17 protein-coding genes and 2 tRNA genes are annotated in these 21,205 nt (G+C 62.7%); 8 read left to right on the top strand and 11 right to left on the bottom strand.

Features of this window, described 5'->3' with window-relative positions:
* The first annotated feature begins 111 nt into the window (after positions 1 to 111).
* The 3 genes from ACP7EY_RS17845 to ACP7EY_RS17835 all read left to right on the top strand — a co-directional run bounded on the left by ACP7EY_RS17845 (position 112) and on the right by ACP7EY_RS17835 (position 1,848).
* Complete coding sequence (locus ACP7EY_RS17845) at positions 112 to 303, top strand: PAAR domain-containing protein (RefSeq protein ID WP_426195953.1); 192 nt, start codon at positions 112 to 114, stop codon at positions 301 to 303.
* 96 nt (positions 304 to 399) lie between these two features.
* Complete coding sequence (locus tag ACP7EY_RS17840; RefSeq protein ID WP_426195948.1) at positions 400 to 807, top strand: hypothetical protein; 408 nt, start codon at positions 400 to 402, stop codon at positions 805 to 807.
* A gap of 375 nt (positions 808 to 1,182) precedes the next feature.
* The gene (locus ACP7EY_RS17835) at positions 1,183 to 1,848 is read left to right on the top strand and encodes a hypothetical protein (protein ID WP_426195946.1); all 666 of its coding nucleotides are present in this window, start codon (positions 1,183 to 1,185) and stop codon (positions 1,846 to 1,848) included.
* Between the two features lie 5 nt (positions 1,849 to 1,853).
* Here ACP7EY_RS17835 and ACP7EY_RS17830 read toward each other — a convergent pair.
* A tRNA-Ser gene (locus tag ACP7EY_RS17830) sits at positions 1,854 to 1,943 on the bottom strand.
* Between the two features lie 73 nt (positions 1,944 to 2,016).
* On the bottom strand, positions 2,017 to 4,017 hold the full coding sequence (gene acs / locus ACP7EY_RS17825; protein ID WP_426195944.1) for an acetate--CoA ligase: 2,001 nt from the start codon (positions 4,015 to 4,017) through the stop codon (positions 2,017 to 2,019).
* A 162-nt stretch (positions 4,018 to 4,179) separates the two neighbouring features.
* Here acs and ACP7EY_RS17820 point away from each other — a divergent pair, with 162 nt between their 5' ends.
* The 5 genes from ACP7EY_RS17820 to ACP7EY_RS17800 all read left to right on the top strand — a co-directional run bounded on the left by ACP7EY_RS17820 (position 4,180) and on the right by ACP7EY_RS17800 (position 8,121).
* Complete coding sequence (locus tag ACP7EY_RS17820; RefSeq protein ID WP_426195942.1) at positions 4,180 to 4,791, top strand: YqhA family protein; 612 nt, start codon at positions 4,180 to 4,182, stop codon at positions 4,789 to 4,791.
* A 28-nt stretch (positions 4,792 to 4,819) separates the two neighbouring features.
* Positions 4,820 to 6,361 carry a fumarate hydratase gene (locus ACP7EY_RS17815; protein WP_426195940.1) on the top strand — a complete coding sequence of 514 codons (1,542 nt, stop codon included), beginning with the start codon at positions 4,820 to 4,822 and terminating at the stop codon, positions 6,359 to 6,361.
* 19 nt (positions 6,362 to 6,380) lie between these two features.
* The gene (gene murI, locus ACP7EY_RS17810; RefSeq protein ID WP_426195938.1) at positions 6,381 to 7,268 is read left to right on the top strand and encodes a glutamate racemase; all 888 of its coding nucleotides are present in this window, start codon (positions 6,381 to 6,383) and stop codon (positions 7,266 to 7,268) included.
* An 85-nt stretch (positions 7,269 to 7,353) separates the two neighbouring features.
* Positions 7,354 to 7,429, top strand: a tRNA-His gene (locus tag ACP7EY_RS17805).
* A gap of 314 nt (positions 7,430 to 7,743) precedes the next feature.
* A complete protein-coding gene (locus tag ACP7EY_RS17800; RefSeq protein WP_426195936.1) occupies positions 7,744 to 8,121 on the top strand; it encodes a hypothetical protein in 378 nt (125 codons plus the stop codon).
* Positions 8,122 to 8,247: 126 nt separating this feature from the next.
* Here the strand turns inward: ACP7EY_RS17800 and ACP7EY_RS17795 are convergent, their stop codons facing one another.
* The 9 genes from ACP7EY_RS17795 to ACP7EY_RS17755 form a co-directional block, all read right to left on the bottom strand.
* Positions 8,248 to 8,598, bottom strand: coding sequence for an energy transducer TonB (locus ACP7EY_RS17795; RefSeq protein WP_426195934.1), 351 nt, complete (start codon positions 8,596 to 8,598; stop codon positions 8,248 to 8,250).
* 47 nt (positions 8,599 to 8,645) lie between these two features.
* The gene (locus tag ACP7EY_RS17790) at positions 8,646 to 8,987 is read right to left on the bottom strand and encodes an energy transducer TonB (protein ID WP_426195932.1); all 342 of its coding nucleotides are present in this window, start codon (positions 8,985 to 8,987) and stop codon (positions 8,646 to 8,648) included.
* 92 nt (positions 8,988 to 9,079) lie between these two features.
* Positions 9,080 to 10,867, bottom strand: coding sequence for a methyl-accepting chemotaxis protein (locus tag ACP7EY_RS17785; RefSeq protein ID WP_426195930.1), 1,788 nt, complete (start codon positions 10,865 to 10,867; stop codon positions 9,080 to 9,082).
* A 505-nt stretch (positions 10,868 to 11,372) separates the two neighbouring features.
* On the bottom strand, positions 11,373 to 12,332 hold the full coding sequence (dusA, locus tag ACP7EY_RS17780; protein ID WP_426195952.1) for a tRNA dihydrouridine(20/20a) synthase DusA: 960 nt from the start codon (positions 12,330 to 12,332) through the stop codon (positions 11,373 to 11,375).
* 180 nt (positions 12,333 to 12,512) lie between these two features.
* The gene (locus ACP7EY_RS17775) at positions 12,513 to 14,081 is read right to left on the bottom strand and encodes a histidine-type phosphatase (protein WP_426195928.1); all 1,569 of its coding nucleotides are present in this window, start codon (positions 14,079 to 14,081) and stop codon (positions 12,513 to 12,515) included.
* The gene (locus tag ACP7EY_RS17770; RefSeq protein ID WP_426195926.1) at positions 14,065 to 16,620 is read right to left on the bottom strand and encodes a TonB-dependent receptor; all 2,556 of its coding nucleotides are present in this window, start codon (positions 16,618 to 16,620) and stop codon (positions 14,065 to 14,067) included. Before ACP7EY_RS17770 ends, ACP7EY_RS17775 begins: the two co-directional genes overlap by 17 nt.
* Positions 16,621 to 16,751: 131 nt before the next feature.
* Positions 16,752 to 17,600 carry a hypothetical protein gene (locus ACP7EY_RS17765; RefSeq protein ID WP_426195924.1) on the bottom strand — a complete coding sequence of 283 codons (849 nt, stop codon included), beginning with the start codon at positions 17,598 to 17,600 and terminating at the stop codon, positions 16,752 to 16,754.
* Entirely contained in the window at positions 17,597 to 19,174 is a 1,578-nt protein-coding gene (locus ACP7EY_RS17760; RefSeq protein WP_426195922.1) for a hypothetical protein, read from the bottom strand. The genes ACP7EY_RS17765 and ACP7EY_RS17760 overlap by 4 nt, the downstream gene beginning before the upstream one ends.
* Before the next feature lie 8 nt (positions 19,175 to 19,182).
* The gene (locus ACP7EY_RS17755; protein ID WP_426195920.1) at positions 19,183 to 20,964 is read right to left on the bottom strand and encodes an OmpA family protein; all 1,782 of its coding nucleotides are present in this window, start codon (positions 20,962 to 20,964) and stop codon (positions 19,183 to 19,185) included.
* Positions 20,965 to 21,205 lie beyond the last annotated feature (241 nt).

Below are 21,205 nucleotides of genomic sequence, written 5' to 3'. Positions count from 1 at the left end.
CTGCCGCAAAAGTGCTTCCTTGCGCTCTGCTGAATAGTGCTTCACTGCTGCTCTTTTACTCCGCCCCCAGTACGGTTACGATAAATCAGATGACGCGACAACTATGCTGACATAGGGGGTTCCTCTGGCACCATCGTCATGGGAACCGAGGCAGCACTCGCGGACGACATGAGTTTCTGTCCCAAATGCAAAGGAAACTTCCCCCTCAAACCGGATGGAAGTGGTGCCCGGCACAATGGCAAGCCGTATGCATATCACGACGATGTGACAGCGTGCGGGGCAAAGCTCATTGCGTCGTTGTAAAGACTGACCACAAGGTTGGCAGACCAGTGTCGCGCATCGACGCGTGGCCTGATCAACAGCGTCGCCTACGTTCCCAGGTACGACGGCGATGAGTGCTTGATCCACGCCAAGCTATCTGCCGAAACCGCCGACGTGGCGGTCGCCATGGTTGACTGGCCCGGCGAGCGTGCATATTCTGCGGCGCAATTGATCTGCCCAACCATGCTGAGCGGCACATGGATCTTTACCCGGCCGACGCAAGGCGAGTTTTCCCGGAAATGTCGCGCAGCCCAGTTGATCGCAGCGACGGCTCCTCCGGCGACCACGGTTGGACTGATCACAGACGTCGAGTGGTCGATGACCGAGTTTTCGCCGGCATTTTTCTTCCACTCAACCGCCGTTAGCCTGGGTGAAACGAATCGGCGCGCCTGCGTATCAATGACGCTGTTGGCCCTCTGCCGAGGCACGTGTTTACTGCCGCTGCTGGCGTTGTGGATCCTTGCAATTGGCGAGGCGACGACATGAAGAATTCACTCTGCTTGCGCGCCGTGCGCCGCAGCGGCCGAGTCCTTGTCTTTGCTTCGCAGCACTTGGATAACCGCCCAACCCGGCGCCGCTGCCCCTTGCCCAAGCTGCGATGGCTGTGCAAGGAGCCCGCCACCAGATTATTTTGCAAGCCCGCGGGCCCGGCGGTCAAGGACGCTGCGGCACCGCCACCCCGGATCCACTGGAGCACGCATGCAACAGAAATCGAAGGTCTCAAGTACCGCCACGCACCAGCACACTGGCACCACCTGTTCGACCTGCGCCACACCACGCCGTGCCTCCAGGCTCCCTTGAAAACAGGAGCTCGCCGATATCCTCAAGGACAACAACGACCAGCACGCCTACCGGCACAAGGTGGTTTCCGACCGCACAAAAAAAGCGCGCTCCGATGATCTGTACCGTATTTTTACGATGCTAAGAAAAATGGGCTTCAGGCTGCAACTGCGCGGTCTGCCGCCGCACCACATCGAGGCGCTGATGCGCTACTGGACGGCCGATTCCGGTGTTGCTGACGAGCTGGCCAAACGCGGCGCGCAAGCAAATTTGCAGCCAAGGGCGCATCCCTTGTCCGCAGCCCACATCCAGGGCCAGTTGAGCGTTCTGCGCACCTTTTGCAGCTGGATCGGCAAGGCAGGAATGGTCAGGGACGCGAAGCACTACATGACTCCGGATCGCTGTCACCTGGTGTCCAGAAAAAGCGCGGCCGAGGCCGATAAAAGCTGGCATGCCGCCGGTGTCGATTTTGATGCCGTCTACGCGAAAGTCCGTGCGCGCTGCATTTATGTTGCCACGCAACTCGAAGTGATGATGGCGTTCGGCCTGCGCCGCAAAGAGGCCGTGATGTTCTCGCCGCGCCTGGCCGTGGTGCCGGGCTCAACTGTTTGCCCCCATTCTGACCCGGCCAAGCGTCGGATGCAGCCGGACGCTATGAGACACCAGCGCACAAAAAAAGCCGCTGTAGCAGGGGCTAGAGCGGCTTTTTCTGGTCTTTCCTGGACATCGTTGGACGTCCTGATTTGAATCCTTGGCGGAGAGAGGGGGATTCGAACCCCCGATAGGTTTGACCCTATACACGCTTTCCAGGCGTGCGACTTCAACCGCTCATCCACCTCTCCTGATGGTCCTCGTGCTACAACAATTCACGAAGCCGCAGATTATAACAAGCTTTCACGCCAGCACCAACAAACTTCAGGACGCTTCCTTCAACTGCTCCAGAATCGCCGGATTTTCCAGGGTCGATACGTCCTGCGTGATCGTCTCGCCCTTCGCCAATACCCGCAGCAAACGCCGCATGATCTTGCCCGAACGTGTCTTCGGCAAGTTGTCGCCAAAGCGAATTTCTTTTGGCTTGGCGATCGGGCCAATCTCCTTCGCCACCCAGTTGCGTAACTCCAGCGCCAGCCGCTTCGCCTCTTCACCCGTCGGGCGCGCCTGCTTGAGCACGACAAACGCGCAAATCGATTCGCCCGTCGTGTCGTCCGGCTTGCCCACCACCGCCGCTTCCGCCACCAGCGGATTGGCCACCAGGGCCGACTCGATTTCCATCGTGCCCATGCGGTGGCCCGATACGTTCAATACGTCGTCAATCCGACCCGTGATCGTGAAATAACCGGTGTCCTTGTTGCGGATGGCGCCGTCACCAGCGAGGTAATAGGTGCCGCCCAACTCTTCCGGGAAGTAGCTGGTCTTGAAACGCTCGGGATTGTTCCAGATGTTGCGGATCATCGATGGCCACGGCTTTTTCACCACCAGGATGCCGCCCTGCCCGTTCGGCACGTCCACCCCCGCTTCGTCCACGATCGCCGTCATGATGCCCGGCAGCGGCAAGGTGCACGAACCCGGGACCATCGGCGTGGCGCCCGGCAAGGGGGTGATCATGTGACCGCCCGTTTCCGTCTGCCAGAACGTGTCGACAATCGGACAACGCTCGTTGCCCACGTTTTTGTAATACCACATCCAGGCTTCCGGATTGATCGGCTCACCCACCGAACCAAGCAAACGCAAGCTCGACAAGTCGTAGTTCTTCGGATGCACTTTCGGATCGACGTCGGCCGCCTTGATCAAGGAACGAATCGCCGTCGGCGCCGTGTAGAAAATCGTCACTTTGTGCTTGGCAATGGTGTCCCAGAAGCGGCCCGCATTCGGGTACGTGGGAATGCCCTCGAATACCACCTCGGTGGCGCCCACCGCCAGCGGACCATAGGCGATGTAGCTGTGACCCGTCACCCAGCCAATGTCGGCGGTGCACCAGAACACGTCGTCCGGCTTGATGTCGAACGTCCACTTCATCGTCAGCGCCGCCCACAACAGGTAACCGCCCGTGGCATGCTGCACCCCTTTCGGCGTGCCCGTCGAGCCTGATGTGTACAAAATAAAAAGCGGATGCTCAGCGTCCACCCACTCCGGCTCGCACTCGGCCGGCTGCGCCGCCACCAGCTCGTGCAGCCAGATGTCGCGGCCTTGCTCCACATGGACGGCGCCACCCGTGCGCTGGTACACGATGACGTCACGGATGCTGTCGCAACCACCGAGCGCCAACGCTTCGTCGACGATCGATTTCAAAGGCAGATGCTTGCCGCCGCGCAGTTGTTCGTCGGCGGTGATGACGGCCACGGCGCCGGCGTCGATGATGCGCTCATGCAGCGACTTGGCGGAGAAGCCGCCAAACACCACCGAGTGGGTGGCGCCGATGCGGGCGCACGCCTGCATGGCGGCCACGCCTTCGATCGACATCGACATATAAATGATGACGCGGTCACCCTTCTTGATGCCGCGCGAGCGCAGGCCGTTGGCAAACTTGCAGACGTGCTCGTACAACTCGCGGTAGGTCGCGCGGGTGACCGTGCCATCGTCGGCCTCGAAGATGACGGCCGTCTTGTCGGCATTGCCGTTCTGCAGATTGCGATCGAGGCAGTTGTAGGAGGCGTTCAATTTGCCGTCGCCGAACCACTTGTAGAACGGCGCGTTCGACGAGTCGAGCGTGGTGGTGAACGGCGTCTGCCATTCGAGCGTCTCGCGCGCCAGGCGCGCCCAGAAGCCCTCGTAGTCGGCCTCGGCCTCGGCGCACAGGGCGTCGTAGGCAGCCATGCTGCCAATGGCGGCGTTGGCGGAAAACGCAGCTGGCGGCGTAAATACGCGGCTTTCCTGCGACCCTTGATGATCTTGTGTAGCGCTGTTGGTTCCGGACATGATGGTCTCCTAATAGTTTTTTTTCAACGGTAGCCGGTATCGCTTACGATGCCCTTACATCCGAGAGCGTCGTCTTGATTCTACCAACCTTTGCCCCATGCCCGCACCCATCGAAGTCGCGTGTAAAATGACGACAGTAAATTTCCCCGGAGTTCCCGCGCAATGCCATCCCCAGAACACAAATCCAGCAACCGCAACATCAGCCCCATCAGCAAGTTCATCTTTGCGAGCCGCTGGCTGCAACTGCCCCTGTACCTGGGCCTGATCCTCGCGCAATGCGTCTACGTTTTCCATTTCTGGGTCGAACTGGTCGACCTGGTCGGCGCCGCCATGGGCAATGCCGCGTCCATGCAGCACATCATCGAGGCGGTCGCCGTGCCAAACGGCCCCATACCCACCAAGCTCAATGAAACCACCATCATGCTCGTCGTGCTGGGCCTGATCGACGTGGTGATGATTTCCAACCTCTTGATCATGGTGATCGTGGGCGGCTACGAAACGTTTGTCTCGCGCATGAACCTCGACGTCCACCCCGACCAGCCGGAATGGCTGTCGCATGTCAATGCGTCTGTGCTGAAAACCAAGCTGGCCATGGCCATCATCGGCATTTCTTCGATTCACCTGCTCAAAACGTTCATCAACGCGGGCGCCTACACGGCCCAGACCCTGCTGGCGCAAACCGGCATCCACGTCGTGTTCCTGCTCTCGGCCCTGGCGATTGCCTACACCGACCGCATCATGATCGGCACCCAGAATCAGTCGAAGCAGCACTAACCCTTTTCCTTACGCCCTCGAGATCACCATGACCATCATCAAACAAGCCGACTTGATCGAATCCGTTGCCGCCGCCCTCCAGTACATCAGCTACTACCACCCGGCCGACTACATCGCCCACCTGGCGCGCGCCTACGAGGCCGAGCAAAGCCCGGCGGCCAAGGATGCGATTGCGCAGATTCTGACCAACTCGCGCATGTGCGCCGAGGGCAAGCGGCCCATCTGCCAGGACACCGGCATCGTCAACGTGTTCCTGAAAATCGGCATGGGCGTGCGCTTCGAGGGCTTCACGGGCACCGTCACCGACGCCGTCAACGAAGGCGTGCGCCGCGCCTACAATTTTGACGACAACAAACTGCGCGCCTCGATCGTCGCCGACCCCCAGTTCGAGCGCAAGAACACCAAGGACAACACGCCAGCGGTGGTGCACATGGAACTGGTCGAAGGCGACACCGTCGACGTCAAGGTGGCGGCCAAGGGCGGCGGCTCGGAAAACAAGTCGAAATTCGTCATGCTCAACCCGTCCGATTCGCTGGTCGACTGGGTCATGAAAACCGTGCCCACCATGGGCGCCGGCTGGTGCCCGCCGGGCATGCTGGGCATCGGCATCGGCGGCACGGCCGAAAAAGCCATGCTGATGGCCAAGGAAGTGTTGATGGACGACATCGACATGTACGAACTGAAACTGCGCGGCCCGCAAAACAAGACGGAAGAACTGCGCATCGAGTTGTGCGACAAGATCAATGCGCTGGGCATCGGCGCCCAGGGCCTGGGCGGCCTGACCACCGTGCTGGACGTGAAAATCATGATGTACCCGACCCACGCGGCCTCGAAGCCGGTGGCCATGATCCCCAACTGCGCCGCCACCCGCCACGCCCATTTCGTGCTGGACGGCTCCGGTGCGGCCTACATCGAGCCGCCTGCCCTGTCGAGCTGGCCTGAAGTGCACTGGACCCCGGACACGGAAAAATCGCGCCGCGTCGACCTCAACACGCTGACCAAGGAAGAAGTCGCCGCCTGGACCCCGGGCCAGACCCTGCTGCTGAACGGCAAAATGCTGACGGGCCGCGACGCCGCCCACAAGCGCATCCAGGAGATGCTGGCCAAGGGTGAGCCCCTGCCCGTCGATTTCACCAACCGCGTCATTTATTACGTGGGCCCGGTCGACCCCGTGCGCGACGAAGCGGTCGGCCCGGCCGGCCCCACCACCGCCACCCGCATGGACAAGTTCACCGACATGATGCTCGAGAAAACCGGCCTGATCGCCATGATCGGCAAGGCCGAGCGGGGCCCTGCGGCCATCGAGTCGATCCAGAAGCACAAGTCGGCCTACCTGATGGCCGTGGGCGGCGCCGCCTACCTGGTGTCGAAAGCGATCAAGAGCGCGACCGTGCTGGGCTTTGCCGACATGGGCATGGAAGCGATCTATGAATTCGACGTCGTCGACATGCCGGTGACGGTGGCGGTCGATTCCCAGGGCACCTCGGTGCACAACACGGGGCCGAAGGAATGGGCGGCGAAGATTGAACAGTTGAGCAGCGTTGGCAAGATTCCCGTCAGCGTCATTTAACGGGGAGCTCGCGGCGGCAATGATGATGTCAGACGCAATCTCGGTGCGGCCAGCGAACGGCGCCGCGGCGCCCATCGGCGTGTTTGATTCGGGCGTGGGCGGCCTGTCCGTGCTGCGTCACATCCACGCCCTGCTGCCCCATGAGTCGCTGCTGTACTTCGCCGATGCGGCCTATGCGCCGTACGGCGCCAAGAGCGAAGCGGTGCTGACGGCGCGCGCGCTGGCCATTGCCGCCTTCCTGGTCGAACGGGGCGCCAAGGCGCTGGTGGTGGCATGCAACACCGCCACCGTGGCCGCCATCGCCGCCCTGCGCGCGGCCTATCCCGCCATGCCCATCGTCGGCGTCGAACCGGGCCTCAAACCGGGCGCCGCCGCCAGCCGCAACGGCAAGGTGGCGGTGCTGGCCACCGAGGCGGCGCTGGCCGCCGCCAAGTTCCAGTTGCTGCACCAGCAACTGGGCCAGGCCAGCGACGCGCAGTTTCTGTTGCGCGGCTGCCCCGGGCTGGCCGACCAGATCGAACTGGGCCAGCTGGACTCGCCCGCGCTGCTGGCCATGTTGCGCGGCTACATACTGCCCCTGCTCGACCAGGGCGCCGACACGCTGGTGCTGGGCTGCACCCACTATCCGCTGGTACGCACGGCCATCGAACGCATCGTCGTCGAGGCGGGTGCTGCGCACGTGGTGCTGGTCGACACGGGCGACGCGGTGGCGCGCCAGCTGGGCCGCCTGCTGGCGGCGGCCGGTTTGCTCGCGCCCGCGCAGCCTGGCGCCGCGCCGGGCGCCGTGCGTGGCTACAGCAGCGCCAGCGCGGCCAAGCTGCAGGCGGCATTTGGCGCCCTGCTGGGCCTGGAGGTGGCAGTCGACGCGGTGAACCTCGAGGCCGCTTCCGCCGGGTTGGCGAACTGAACGAATTTAGATTTGCCAGTTTCGCCAGTTGTTTGTATAATCTCGCTCTGTCTTGAGAACATCCGGGACAATCAGTAAGACAGTGGTGGCTGTAGCTCAGTTGGTAGAGTCCAGGATTGTGATTCCTGTTGTCGTGGGTTCGAGCCCCATCAGCCACCCCACAGAATATGTAGCAAATCAAAGACTTACACGCGCAAGCTTGTAGGTCTTTTTTTCGTCTCCATGCGATTGCCGCTCGGCGCGTGCGACTTGTCAGATAGTGATCCGCCTTGACCAGAATGCTTGCCAGTGTCATCACTGAAAGCGCCAGGCCTTGGGTCGGCGCGCCACTGGCTGTTCACTGGCCTTGCAACGAAAATCGCATTGGCCTGCCCACGTCGCGCCACCCATTAATATTGCATGGCAGACGCCTGTTACAAGCGTTAGGATGGGCCAGCGGCGCCCGATCGGGCGCCGCACACGAAGGAGTAAAAACATGAACCACTTCCTCCGACTGACGCCCTACTTGCTGTTGTCGGTCGCCGTTGCTGCTTTCTTCGCCCGCCTGATCTACCTCTACCGCGCCCGTCGTTCACGGGCACGCTGGCGCACGCAGCGGAGCAACTCCGGCGGCACGCCCGCCGATGCGCCGGCGTTCGATGACTTCGGGCGCACGCCCATCCCTACGGTGGGGTCAACATCGGATGCCCCGTCGCACGCGGCCCCGTCCACATGGCAGTTTTCCGGCGGTGGCGGCGGTTCGTTTGACGGCGGCGGCGCCTCGGGTGACTGGGCCAGTGCGCCCGCCGACAGCGGGTCCTCGGGCTCGTCCGATAGCGGCGGTGGCGGCGGTGGCGGTGGTTCCAGCGATTGAAACGGCGCCCCGCTGCACGTAACCAGGCAGTCACCCCTGCCCGCCCATCGGCGCAGAAAACCCGACAGTGCGGCGGCACCCCTCAAATGCACACTGCCGGCATCAGCCGGCAGTGTCAGGGGGAATTTAGTCGAGCTTCCAGGAGTAATCAACCTTGGTCCAGGTCTGCGCCGGGGCGCCGTCCTTGGTGCCGGGCTTGAACTTGCAGGCGCTGATCGATTTGATCGCCGCCTTGTCCAGGCTCTTGAAGCCACTGGTTTTTTCCAGTTTGGAATCGAGTACCGCGCCATCCGGCGCCACCAGGAAGGACATCGACGTGGTGCCTTGCTCCTCGTTCATCAGCGATGACTTCGGATAGTCGGCCTTGCACGTCTTCGTATCAAATACGGCCGGTACTTCAGCGGCCACCACGGTAGCGGTCAGGCTCGACAACACCACAGCGGCGATCACACTCAGATAACGCGATTTCGTAGACATACCTAGTTCCCCCATTAATCAACTTAGTTAATCAACTTCTTCAATGATTACAGCTTCCACACGTAATCGACCTTGGCCCAGGTCTGCGCCGGGGCGCCGTCCTTGGTGCCTGGCTTGAACTTGCAGGCGCTGATTCCCTTGACCGCCGCTTTGTCCAGACCCTTGAAACCGCTCGACTTCTCAACCTTCGAATCGACCACGCTGCCATCGGCCGACACCAGGAATGCCAGCGACACTTCGCCCTGCTCTTCATTCATCAGCGATGCTTTTGGATATTCAGCACGGCAGTTTTTCGCATCGAAACTCGCGGCGACTTCACCGGCAAACACGGTGCTGCCAAAGGTGGTCAGGATCAGGGCTGCGGCGATACGGATAAAAGGCTTGTTCATAATTCTTGTTCCACTTCGTATTCAGATGAGTTAATTAAATTGACAGCTTGAACGGCTACTGCAAAAGACGGTGACTACGTAAAAGGCCCTGCTTAAAATTCTTCCCACTCGTCGGCACTGGCGGCGGACACTTTCTTCGGCTTGGCCGGCGCCGCTGGTGCTGCTGGTGCTGCCGGCGCGGCGACGCTCTTGCGCATCGCGGTAGCCGGCTTTTTCAGGGCCGGACGGGCAACGGCGGGACGGGCGACGGCAGGACGGGCTGCCGCCGCGGCCGGCGCCAGCGCCAGGCTGTGCGATGGCGTCACGATCTGCGGCTGCTCGCCTTCGACCAGTTTGAAAATGCTCACCACGTGGGCCAGCTCGCTGGCCTGGTCCTGCAGGCTCTGGGCGGCAGCTGCGGCTTCCTCGACCAGCGCGGCATTTTGCTGGGTCATCGAATCCATCTCGATGATCGACAGGTTGACCTGGGCGATGCCGGCACTCTGCTCCTGGCTGGCGTTGGCGATCTCGCCCATGATGTCGGTGACGCGCTTGACGCTGGCCACCACTTCATCCATGGTGACGCCGGCCTGGCCGACCAGCTTGCTACCGCGTTCGACTTTCTCGACCGAATCACCGATCAGGGTCTTGATTTCCTTGGCGGCAGCCGCCGAGCGCTGGGCCAGGTTACGCACTTCCGAGGCGACGACGGCGAAGCCGCGACCTTGTTCACCGGCACGGGCCGCTTCCACCGCGGCGTTCAAGGCCAGGATGTTGGTCTGGAAGGCGATGCCGTCGATGACGCCGATAATGTCGACAATCTTGTTGGCCGATGCGTTGATCGAACCCATGGTGTCGACCACTTGCGAGACCACTTCGCCACCCTTGCGGGCCACTTCCGAGGCGCTCGCTGCCAACTGGTTCGCTTCACGGGCATTGTCCGCATTCTGTTTCACGGTGGAGGTCAATTCTTCCATGGCGGAAGCAGTCTTCTCCAGCGAGCTTGCCTGCATTTCAGTGCGGGACGACAAATCGATATTGCCGGCGGCGATCTCACGGGATGCCGTGCCGATGGTTTCGGTGCCGACGCGGACCTGGCCGACGATGCTGACCAGGCTGTTGCGCATTTCTTTCATTTCGTACAGCAGGCTGTCCTTGGCGGCGTCGTCGATGGCGATCGACAGGTCGCCGTTGGCGATGGCACCGGCAATTTTCGCCGTGTAATCCGGTTCACCGCCCAGTTGCTTGAGCAGACCGCGGGTGATCAGCACCGCCGCCAGCACCGACAGGGCGACGGCGATGGCGCCGAGAATGAGCATGAAGTTGCGGGCGCTGTGATAAGCCGAATTGGCATCGACCTGGCTTTGCGTATTGAGCTTGTCTTCCAGTACCGCCAACTGTTCAAGCGCGTCCATCCATTTTTTCTGGGCTGGCTTGATTTCCTTGATCATCACGCGGGTGGCATCTTCCGCCTTGTTGGCCAGCCACAGTTCCTGCGCCTTGGCGATGGCCGGCAGCGCAACCGCTTCGTGTTCCTTGGTCTGCGCGAGCAGCGCTTTTTCTTGTGGCGATGCTTCCAGGGCGAACTTGGCGGAGAGTTTGTTCTCCATCTCTTCGTATTTCTTCGCTTGTTCCTTGACGCGGTTCAAGTCCGCTTCCATTTCGTCCGGGCCCGACATCATCGTCAGAATACGCAGGGAATTGATGCGGTCGCTGACGTTGCTGCGCATATCGATGACGTAGCGGGTCACCACATTGTTCACGCCAACCACGCGGTCGAGGCGCGCCTGGATCTGGCCCGTACTGAAAATACCGATGACGGTCACACCGACCAGGAAAAACAGCACCAGCGCAAAGCCGAGGCCGAGGCGCATGCCCACTTTCATATTTGATAAATTCATGTCGTATCTTTTTCTAGGAGACGTTTTAATCGGCTACGCCAGTACCTGGCTGTTCTTCGCTGCACACCAACAAATGTTGACGCATCGCAAGTTGCTTCAAGGATAGAACAAAAATTTTGACTGCGGATGCAAAATGCAGGTAGGCAAACGTCTTTGTTTCAATCGAACAACACTTGTTGGTGCCGTTCAACCCACGACTGACATTGCTAAGAGGTAATTATAGGTGGCTGTGTTGCCGAAGAGCAAGCAGATGCGCGCGTAAACGCAAGGAGTGTTGTTTCTATGCGGTAATTGTGACTGGCGCATGCAAAGCTGAGTCACATGCGATGCAACTGGGCCGCATCCTCACCGCCAAGGGGCGCGCGATGCGCCGCGACGGTGCGCCACGCACCCGGATCAGGCGCGCACGCGAGCACGATGGCGAGATCGGCTTGTCAACACAAGCAAGCGCTTGCATTAATTTTTAAGCAAGTTTGACAGCAACGCTTGCCGCCCGCTGTTGCCATCAGGCGGCGGCGCGCCTTTGCATGGCCTCGGCGGCCTCGAGCAGCAGATGGGGATCGGCGCTGGCCAGGCGCTTGGGATCGGACATGATCTGGCGAAACAGCCGCGCCCCCGGCAAACCCTGCATCAGGCCCAGCATGTGGCGGGTGATGGTATTGAGTTTGAGGCCCCTGGCGGCGTGTGCGTCGAGCTGGGCTTGAATGTAGGGAATCATCGCCGCCAGCACTTCTTCGCGCGTCTTGACGGCGGCGTCGTCGCCGTAGAAGCGGGCATCGTACTCGGCCATGACGTAGGGATTGTGATAGGCCTCGCGGCCCACCATGACGCCATCGACGTGCTGCAAATGGGCGGCGATCTCGTCGCCCGTCTTGATGCCGCCATTGACGATGATTTCCAGCGCGGGGAAGTCGCGCTTGAGCTGGTAGGCGGTTTCGTAGCGCAAGGGGGGAATCTCGCGATTCTCCTTCGGTGACAAGCCCTTCAGGATGGCATTGCGCGCATGCACGATAAACGTGGTGCAGCCGGCATCGGCAATGGTGCCGACAAAGTCGCGCACAAAGCCGTAGTCGTCGATCTTGTCGATGCCGATGCGGTGCTTGACCGTCACATCGATGTCGACGGCATCGCGCATTGCCTTGACGCAGTCGGCCACCAGTTGCGGCTCGGCCATCAGGCAGGCGCCGAAAGCCCCCTTTTGCACCCGTTCCGACGGGCAACCGCAATTGAGGTTGATTTCATCGTAGCCGTACTGCTGGCCCAGGCGCGCGGCGACGGCCAGATCGGCCGGATCGCTGCCCCCGAGCTGCAGCGCCACCGGGTGCTCGGCCTCGTTGTAGCGCAGGTGGCGCTCGACGTCACCATACACGAGCGCGCCCGTGGTCACCATTTCCGTGTACAGCCAGGTGTGGCGGGTGATGTGCCGGTGAAACTGGCGGCAGTGGCGGTCGGTCCAGTCCATCATGGGGGCGACGCAGACGCGGCGGCCGCGAACGGCTTGACCGGGCTTGGCGGTGTTCTCAGGCATGCTGCTCTCTTGGGTGGGCCGGGGCCGGCGCTGCAACTGGCGTCGACCGGGGCAATGGCGGGAGGAACGCCATTATACGCGAGTGAAATTGCCGCGCCGGCCGGCAGCCTGGCCCGGTCACTGCGCCGTATTCGCTCCGCCCTGGTAACAAAGCCGCAGCGCCGCCACGTCGTAGTATGGGCTGCCAGCGGCAAAGCGGGCGCCGTCGCAGGCCGGCTTGAAGTCGCGCTCCTGCTCGTTGACCAGCATCCGCACCAGCAGGCGGCCTTGCCCGTTGCGCACACTGTCCCACTGGATGTTGGCCGCATACGGGGCGATGTCGCGGCCACGCCACGGGTTGCTTTCGTAGGTAAACGGCTGACCGGCGGCGACCGGCGTGCTGCTTCCCGGCAGCCCCAGCAGCACGGCCAGCGGGATGATGATTTCCGCGTGGGTGAAGCGGAAGCTGGCCAGGTGGCGTTGACTGCCCTGCTCGGCTTCCCTGAAAAAATCGGCCAGCAAGCCTTCCGCCATTTTGTACGTCACCGGCACATCCTGCGCCGCGCCCGGCCCCTTGACGAAAAAATCCTCGGCGTCGTTGGCCCATGCCAGCAGGCGCGCCTGCTCGGGCGGGATGTAGGGGCGAAAATCGCGGCCCAGCTCCGCTTGCAGCCCGGGGGCAATTTCATACAGCGCGGACAGGGCCATCAAGGCGGCCACGGGCGTATCGAGCACGGTTTTACCGTCGCCGTCGCGCCTGGCGTGCAGCTTGCCGTCGGCGGACACCGCGTCCATCGTGCCCTCGTTGCTAAAGCGCAGTTCGCGCGCGGCCAGGCGGTCGATGAATTGCTTGCTGAACAGGCGTTCGAGGACGATACGCGCCGCCACTTCCAGTCGTGGGTCACTGGCAATTTCGTCCAGGCGGGCGCGCAGGCGGGGACTGTCCAGGTATTGCTGGTACAGCGCGCTGTCCCGGTACGTGGCAAAGTGGGGATCGGCGGGACCGCTGACGGCGTCGGTCCTGGCATTGAGCTTGTGGAAATACAAGGTGAATCGGTTGACGCCGGCGGCCTGCGCCACCGGCGCATCGGCCGGGTAGCCGGCCAACACCGCCTGCTCGATCGCGGCGGCCAACTGGGGCGCCGCCCGGGTCAGCGAGTCGGTAAAGAAATACGCGCTGTCGCGGGCGCGGTCGACACCGGAATGCTCGACCACGATGCTGCGGCCACCCGTTGCGGCGAACAGCGCCGGCTGGCGCTGCAACACCCGCAGCGCCAGTTGCCGATGTTCGTCGATGCCGATCCGGGTCAGGTTCGCATAACCGGGCCGGGCGATGCCGTCGATGCCGTAGCCGAGCAGCAGTTGCACCTCGATCAGGCGCCCGATGTCGCGCATGAGCGCCTGCCCCAGCGGCGTCAGGGCGTTCTCCAGTGCCGCCTGGCGGCACATATTGAGCAGTGCCAGGTCATGCTTCATGCCCGTCATGCCGCGCGTGCCGTGGCGGGCGACGAGCTGGGTATGATGGGGCGTGAAGCCGGGCGGCGCCGGCGCGTAGCTGGCGGCGGCCTGGCGCGGCTGGTAGGGCGTCTTGGTGGTGAGGAAAGTTTCACCGGGCGTTGCCGCACAGCCGCCCAGCAGGGCCAGCGCCGTGATGGCAACGCTGACCCTGCCGGCGCCCTGCCCTGCCCTGTTAGAAAATGTTCGCACTGAGCGAGAGGCGGAAGGTGCGGCCATATTGTTCATTCTGCGCATTGTAGGCGGGTTTTCCCAGGTAGGTATAGTAGGACTCCTTGTTGAGGTTTAACACCTCGAACGACAGCCGGGTGCCCTTGCCGAGCTGGTAGCGCAGCGACAGGTCCAGCTGGCGCTGGGCATCGACCCAGGTATCCTGGTTGGCATCGAGCACGTCGGCGCCCGTTTGCAACAGGTAACGCGACTTCATGTTGGCCGCCAGCCGTCCGCTGAACGGCCCGCTTTCGTAGCCGATCATCAGGTTCATGATGCGCGCCGACTGGCCCGGCAGCACCACCTCGCGCGTGAGCATGGCGGCGCGGCTCTTGTCGAAGCGCGCCAGCGTCGTCGACGACCTGGTATAGGTCGCATTGACGCCGGCAATCAAGCCGCTCCACGCGCCCGGCAGGAAACGCAGCGCCTGCTGATAGCCCAGTTCGACGCCAGCGATGTCGGCCGCGTCGCCGTTCACAAAACCGGTGGCGGTGGTGTAGCCGGCCCACTGCCCCGTACCGGCAAGATTGGTCTGGTAAGTAAAGTCCTTGATATCCTTCTTGAACGCATACAGGGCCAGATTGCCATCGAGGCCCAGGGTGCGCTCGATGCCCAGGTCGAGATTGTTCGCGCGCAGTGGCCGCAGGTCCGGGTTGCCGATGGTCGCTTCGGTGGGGCTGGCCAGGGCGACGCCGGGCGCGAGCTGGCTGAAGTTGGCGCGCACCACCGCACGGGTCATGGCGGCGCGGATGCTGGTGCTGTCGTCGAGCTTGTAACGCACTTGCAGATTGGGCAGCACATTGCTGTACGACTTCTGGCTCGTCACGGGGGTGACGGCCAGCGCGGGCGACAACTGGCTGCCGACGGCGGCAAAGCGGGTCTGTTCGCGGCGTACACCGACCAGCACATTCCACGCCTGGACGTCGGTCGACGCTTGCAGGTACAGAGAATTGATGTTCTCGTCGATGGTCCAGTCGCTCACGGTGGAGGCGGACAGGCTGGCCGCCTTCGCCGCATCGAGCCCGTCGGTACGGGCGCGCACCAGCGCCGGGTCGATGGCCAGTCCGATCTGCTGGGGAAAATTGACCGTCGTGCCGCCGACAAAACCGGCCAGGGTGCTCGGCCCGGCGCCCCAGTAGTTCGGGCTGGCCGCCGACGCGCTGTTGAACGCCCACTGGTTGGTATCGTTGGTTTTTTGGCGGCGGCTGCGCTTGGCGCCGAACTGGACGGTGCTGTCGGCGCCGTCGAACGACAGCTTGCGGCCCAGGTCGAACCTGGCGTGCTGCTCCTTGTCATCGCTCACGCGCCCCTGGTAGGTGATGGCGGTGAGGTTGTATTTGCTGGCGTCGTACAAGCTCGACGGGCCACTGAGCACGGGCAAGCGGGTATCGGTGAACGAAATACCCGTCACGCCATTCTGGCGAAACTGGACGTCGTTCAAGGCATTCGGCTGGTCCTCGCCGGCCTTGCTGCTGCCGGCGCGGGCAGCGAGCGTCCACTCTTGCACGGCCAGGTCGCCGCCCACCACCAGCGAATCGATGTTGCGGGTGTACTTGCGCTCGCGCAGGCGCCGTTCGGCGCGCGCGGTGACGATGTCGCCTTCGGCCGCCGAGCCTCCCGTGATGTTGCTGATGGTCAGGCGATCGCGCCGCTCATCATCGCTGAACGTGCTGTGGAACGAGCGCAGGTAGAGCGCCTGGCCCGTCTGCGGATGGTAGTCGAGGTTCAGGCCGACGGCCTGGTTTTCCCGCACCGGCTGGTAATCGCGCAACTCGAGGGCCGTCAGGCGCCCCGATGCCGTCCAGGCGCCACCCGTTTCGACGTCGTCGGACGCCAGCCGGCGGCGCTCGCCGCTGGCGCCGATGGCCACGCCGAGTTTGCCGTCGAGGAAGCGATCGGCCCAGAACAGGCCGAAGCCCGGACTTTTATCGTGCGACAGCGTGTTGTAGCCGCCCGTCGCGCTCAAGGTCAGGGTGCGCCCGCGCAGGTCGAAGGCCGACAGGGTCTGCACGTCGACGGTTCCGCCCAGCGAGTTGGCGTCCATGTCCGGGGTCAGGGTCTTGATCACTTGCAAGGTGCGGATCATGCCTGCCGGAATAACGTCGAGCGAGACGCCGCGCCGGCCGTTTTCCGGCGCCGGCACCAGCGCGCCATTGATCGTCACCGTGTTCAGGTCGGGGCCCAGGCCGCGCACCGTGACGTAACGTCCTTCTCCCTGGTCGCGTTGCACCGAGATGCCGGGCATGCGGGCCAGCGCTTCGGCGGCATTGATATCGGGCAGTGCGCCGATGTCATCGGCACTGACCACGCTGACGATGTTGTTGGCCGCCTCCTGCTGCAGCACGGCCTTGCGAATGCTGGCGCGCTGGCCGGCAATGTGAACCACGCTGTCAGTGCCGAGGTCGGCATTGGGCCCAGCGGCCTGCTGGGCCCGTGCATCGAAGGCGCACAGGATGCCCAGCGCCAGTGCCGTCAGGCGCAATGCTTGCTGTGGAGAGGGGGGACGGGTTGCAAGCTGCATATGCCACTTTCAGTTGAGATCAATGAAAGTGGCGATGGTAGCTTTACTATATGACAAGGTAATTACTTATGGCAACTCTGCCGCACGCGCGCGGCAGCGTTGCCATCGGGCCAGCCCGCCTGGCCCTGCCCTTAGCGGCCCAGGCTAATGTTATTGAGCAAGGCCGGTTGGCCGATCTCCACCACGGCCGCGTTCGACTTCTGGAAATACTGGTTCCAGAAATTGATCAGCGAACGCATGGTCTTGGGATCGCGGTACTTGCTGCCCTTCTTGGCATCGTCGGAGAGCAGGCCGGCGCCGATCACGTAGATCCTGGCGCCGCCGAAGTCGCCAAACAGGTCGTTGTCGGCGGCCAGCTTGATTTCCCTGGCGGGATCGACGTTCTTGACCGACATGCCCTTGCCGTCATAAAAACTACTGACGGACGAGTTTTCCAGCATGTCGGAGGCGATCAGCACGATCTTGCGACTGGCCGGCGAATTCTTTACCCGGCTCGACATCGATTTGAACGATGCCATCACATCCGACTTGGCCAGATCGGGGTTGGCGCCGGCAAACGCCGTGCGCAGTGCCGTGCCGATCGCTTGCATGGCAATTTGCGGCTGGCGCTTGGCGCAGGCGTCGAATTTGTTCAGCAAGGGCTTGGAAATATCGTCACGCAGGCCCGCACCGATGGCCGCTTCGATGTTGCCGGCGCTGACCACCTGGGCGTAACGCCCCTGCGAAAACGCGGAAAACGTCATGATCGAAAAGGCATTGCCTGGCCCCATGAACAAGCGCACATTGTCGGCCACCTGCTGTTGCAAGGTTGCATCGAACAACGTCGTCTGATCGACCAGGATGAACAGTTCGGTGCTGCTGGCAGCGGCCGTCACGCCCAGCTTGTGATCATAACAACTGGGCACTGCATCCTCGACGGCGGCGCAGGCGCTGCCACACAGCAGGGCCGCCGCGACCATCATTGCCGTGCGCGCGATCACAGCAAATCCTCGATCTCGGCCGCGCGCTGCTTCTTCGCCGATTCCTTGGCCAGCTTGCGCTGCTGCAGTACTGCCTTGACGGCGTCGAACACGGCTTCCGGCAAGGTGTCCAGGTAGGCCAGCTTGGCGGGGGCGTCGTCGCCCAGTTGCTCGAGCTGGCGCAGCGCCGCTTCGACTTGCTCGTCGTGGGCGGCGGGGGCCGCGGACGGGGCGGTCACGGCAGCGGCGACGGGCGCGACCGGCGCAGTCGACGGCACGCGTTTTTGCGAACGCTGGAGATCCTCGTCAGCCTGTTTTTGCTGGGCGTGATGGGCCTCGCGCTTTTTGTTGCGATAGGCGGCGTCCTGCTGCTCGGTGCTGTCGAGGAATTCCAGGAAGGACTTGTTGGGATGAATGGCCACGCCGTTGCCCTGCTCCGCATGGCGCTGGATCATTCGTTGATGCAAGTTTTCCAGCTGGTTTTGTGCCTTGTCGATGTACTGCTGCGATGCATTGCGCACGTCGCCATAGGTCAGGAAGCGGCCTTTGCCCAGGGCCTTGAAGGCGGCCTTGCTGTTTTCGCCGGCGAACCCCCAACGATAGCCAAAAAACACGCCCAGCGCCTGCAGAAACACGAACAGGACGGCCAGGATGGCAAACGTCACCCAGTAGCCGTGCAGATCGTAGGCTGCCGCTTCGTCGACGGCCCTGCCGTCGGCGTCCTGGCTGACCTTGCCATCGGCCTCGGGAATGGTGGTGGGCTTGGCCAGATCGAGGCCGGCGGCGCTGGTGGTGCGCTCTTTCAGTTCGGCTTTCTGGGTGGTGACGATGTCGCCCATCAGTTTATTCGCGCTTTGCACCCGCACGTAGGTGGCGCCGATGGCGATCATCAGCACGAAGGCCAGGGTGGCCCAGGCCACCACGAAGCTCGCCTCGGTGCCCACCCGGTTGCTCACCTGGGTGTACTCGGGCAGATCGTCGTCAATATGCTGGGCGGTGGTCAGGGGCATGGAACGGCTGCGCAGTTTGCTCTTGCCGCCGTCTTCGATCCAGTCCTTGCGGGCGCGCTTGATTTTCATGGAAATATACAACTCGTGGCCGGCAAAGTGGGTCAGCAAGACGCACAGGGCGGAAACGATAAAGGCGATGCCGACGGCGGCATATTTTTGCGTGGTTTCGCTGGCGCCCGGCACGGTGTAACCGGCCAGCACATAACTGAAACCCTGCGCTTCGATAAACACGAAGCCGATGACCAGCACCCAGATCGCCAATGGCGTCAGCGAGCGGCCGTTATCGCCCGCCTTGTGCAAATACGTCATGCGCTGTTCGAAATCGTATTCGGACTGCACCTGCACGAAGGTTTTATAGTCCTGGCACAGGGTGCGCTCGGATTTGAACCAGCCGCTGCCATCCTGCAGTTGGTGCAGATCTTTCGACAGGCTATTGAGCTTGCCAATGGCCGGGAAGCTGTACCAGGTATTGAGCCACCACCATTTGAGTTTATCCCACAACAGCGAAATGACGAGCGCCGCAACGAGCGTGTACACCAGCGTCCACAGCAGGACGGGATAAGTATGAATAAGGTCGGATAACATGATGGTTCTTAGTTGGCGATGGCGGGTTTAAAAGCGGAAACGTACAGGCGGTTATCGTGCGCATAGACGATATTGCCGCCCTTGGCGACGGTGCCGCCATTGCGGTTGTACACAATATCGACGCATTGCATGCCGCCGGCGCCGGCGGTAAACAGGCGGTACAGGATGCCGCCTTCGCCCAGGTAGGTATTGACTTCGGGACGCATCGACACGTCCGGCTTCGGATTGCGATTGGCGACCGGATCGTAATCGGCATACACCTTCAGTTCGGGCATCTGCGCCAGCGTCGCTTCGCTGGCCAGCACGGCGACCCGGTTGATGACGATCTGGTGGCCATTGACGCGCTCGGTCCAGCTCTTGCCGTACAGGCCGGGCACATGCTCGGCCACTTTATAGGTGGCGCCATCCTTGAGCGCGCGCACCGCGCCGGACACGCGTGGCCGGTCCTGCGAGCAATCGGACAGCACCGGGGCGTCATCGGCGTAGGCGCTGCTGATCAGGGAGAACAGGGGACGCTGGTGGGCCAGTTTGCCCACGCTGGCGGCGGCCAGGGTGGTCTGGGCCAGCGGCGCGCCGCCAAAATCGATCTGCTTGCCGCTGGTTTTAAGGGGGGATGCCTTGGCGGGGGTCACGGCGGCGGCCGCGCGCGCTGCCGGGGCGGCTGGCGCCCCGGCCTTCTCGGCGGCTTTATTGCTGACCACTTTATCGGCCGGGCGGCCTGCCTCCGCGGCCGCTGGCGCGGCTTTGGCGATGCGCGCGGCCTCGCCCTTGGCGCCGGCCACCGGCGTGGCTGTGCCAGATGGCGAGCCCGGACGGCGCGGTGCGGCGCCCGTGGCGACGGCCGTGCTGGCCGTGGTGGCCGTGCTGGATGCCTCGGGCCTGGTCGGCACGGCGCGATAAAACTGGTAATTCGAGCGGCGCGCTTCGAGGTACTTGCTGAGGTTGGCGCCGCTGCTCAGTTCGACGATCTCCACCCGGCGGTTTTCCGCGCGCCCTGCTTCACTGTGGTTGTCGGCCACCGGGTACACTTCGCCGCCCCCCTGGTAATAAATCTGCTCGCGCGGGATGCCGCGCCGTTCGAGGTACTGGGCCACCGCCTTGGCGCGGCGCTCCGACAGTTCGGCGTTCAGGCTGGACGAACCGGTATCGTCCGTGTGGCCGACCAATAACAGCTTGCGATCAGCGCCCGCCTGCAGGCTTTGCTGCCGCTTGACGGGGTCGGCAATGCTTTGCGCCAGCTTGGCCTGGTTGTACACGTCGGCGATGGCCGAGAAATACTGCTCGGCGCGCCGGGTCAGCACATCCGAATTGCTTTCGAAGTGGCCACCCGGGCCGCCCTCGTCCTGCACCGACACCACGTTGCCGATGGCGTTTTTCTTGACGTCGGCCGCATTGCCGGAACGGCTCAGCGCCGCGTCGCTCATCACGCCGCCATCGCTGGTGACCGCGGCAAAGGTCATGCGCAACTGGTAATCATGGGCCACCTTGGCCATGTCGCAACGGCGCTTGTCCATGTCGGCGCCGATCAGGCCGCCCACGGTGGTGCCCAGCAGCGCGCCGGCCAGCATGGCGCCGCGGTCCTTGTCACCAAGCTTGGCGCCAATCAGGGTGCCCACCAGCGCACCCGCCACCATGCCCGTGTTGCGGGCATTATTGGAACAGGGATCCGGGTTGTTGAACGTATTCGTCAATCCCTCGCCGATGCCTTGCTGTCCCGGTGCGGTGGCGCAACCGGCGACGCACAAGGCGACGCCGGCCGCAGTGACCTGCTTGAGTGAAGAAAATTTCATGGGTATTACCTTATCCGGAGTGTTAGCGCGAGCAATTGTTTTTATAGTGAGGACCACACCCACAGTGTGAATGCGCATCAAAGTGCGCAACGCACCGTGATTGTCATTTTGGCTATCGTACGATTGTAATGATGCTTGATCGACGCTGCAAGTTTCTGTTCCGCCCACTGCGGCGAAACAGTTTTCAATCAATGCGAAATGCAAGAAAATGACGACTATCACGACGCCAACAGCAGCTGCC

It is taken from the genome of Massilia sp. DWR3-1-1, from assembly GCF_049898325.1.
In the GTDB taxonomy this organism is placed as follows: domain Bacteria; phylum Pseudomonadota; class Gammaproteobacteria; order Burkholderiales; family Burkholderiaceae_D; genus JAFCUW01.
Note: the sequence above shows the minus strand (reverse complement) of the source record. Positions and strands in the feature narration are given on the sequence as shown.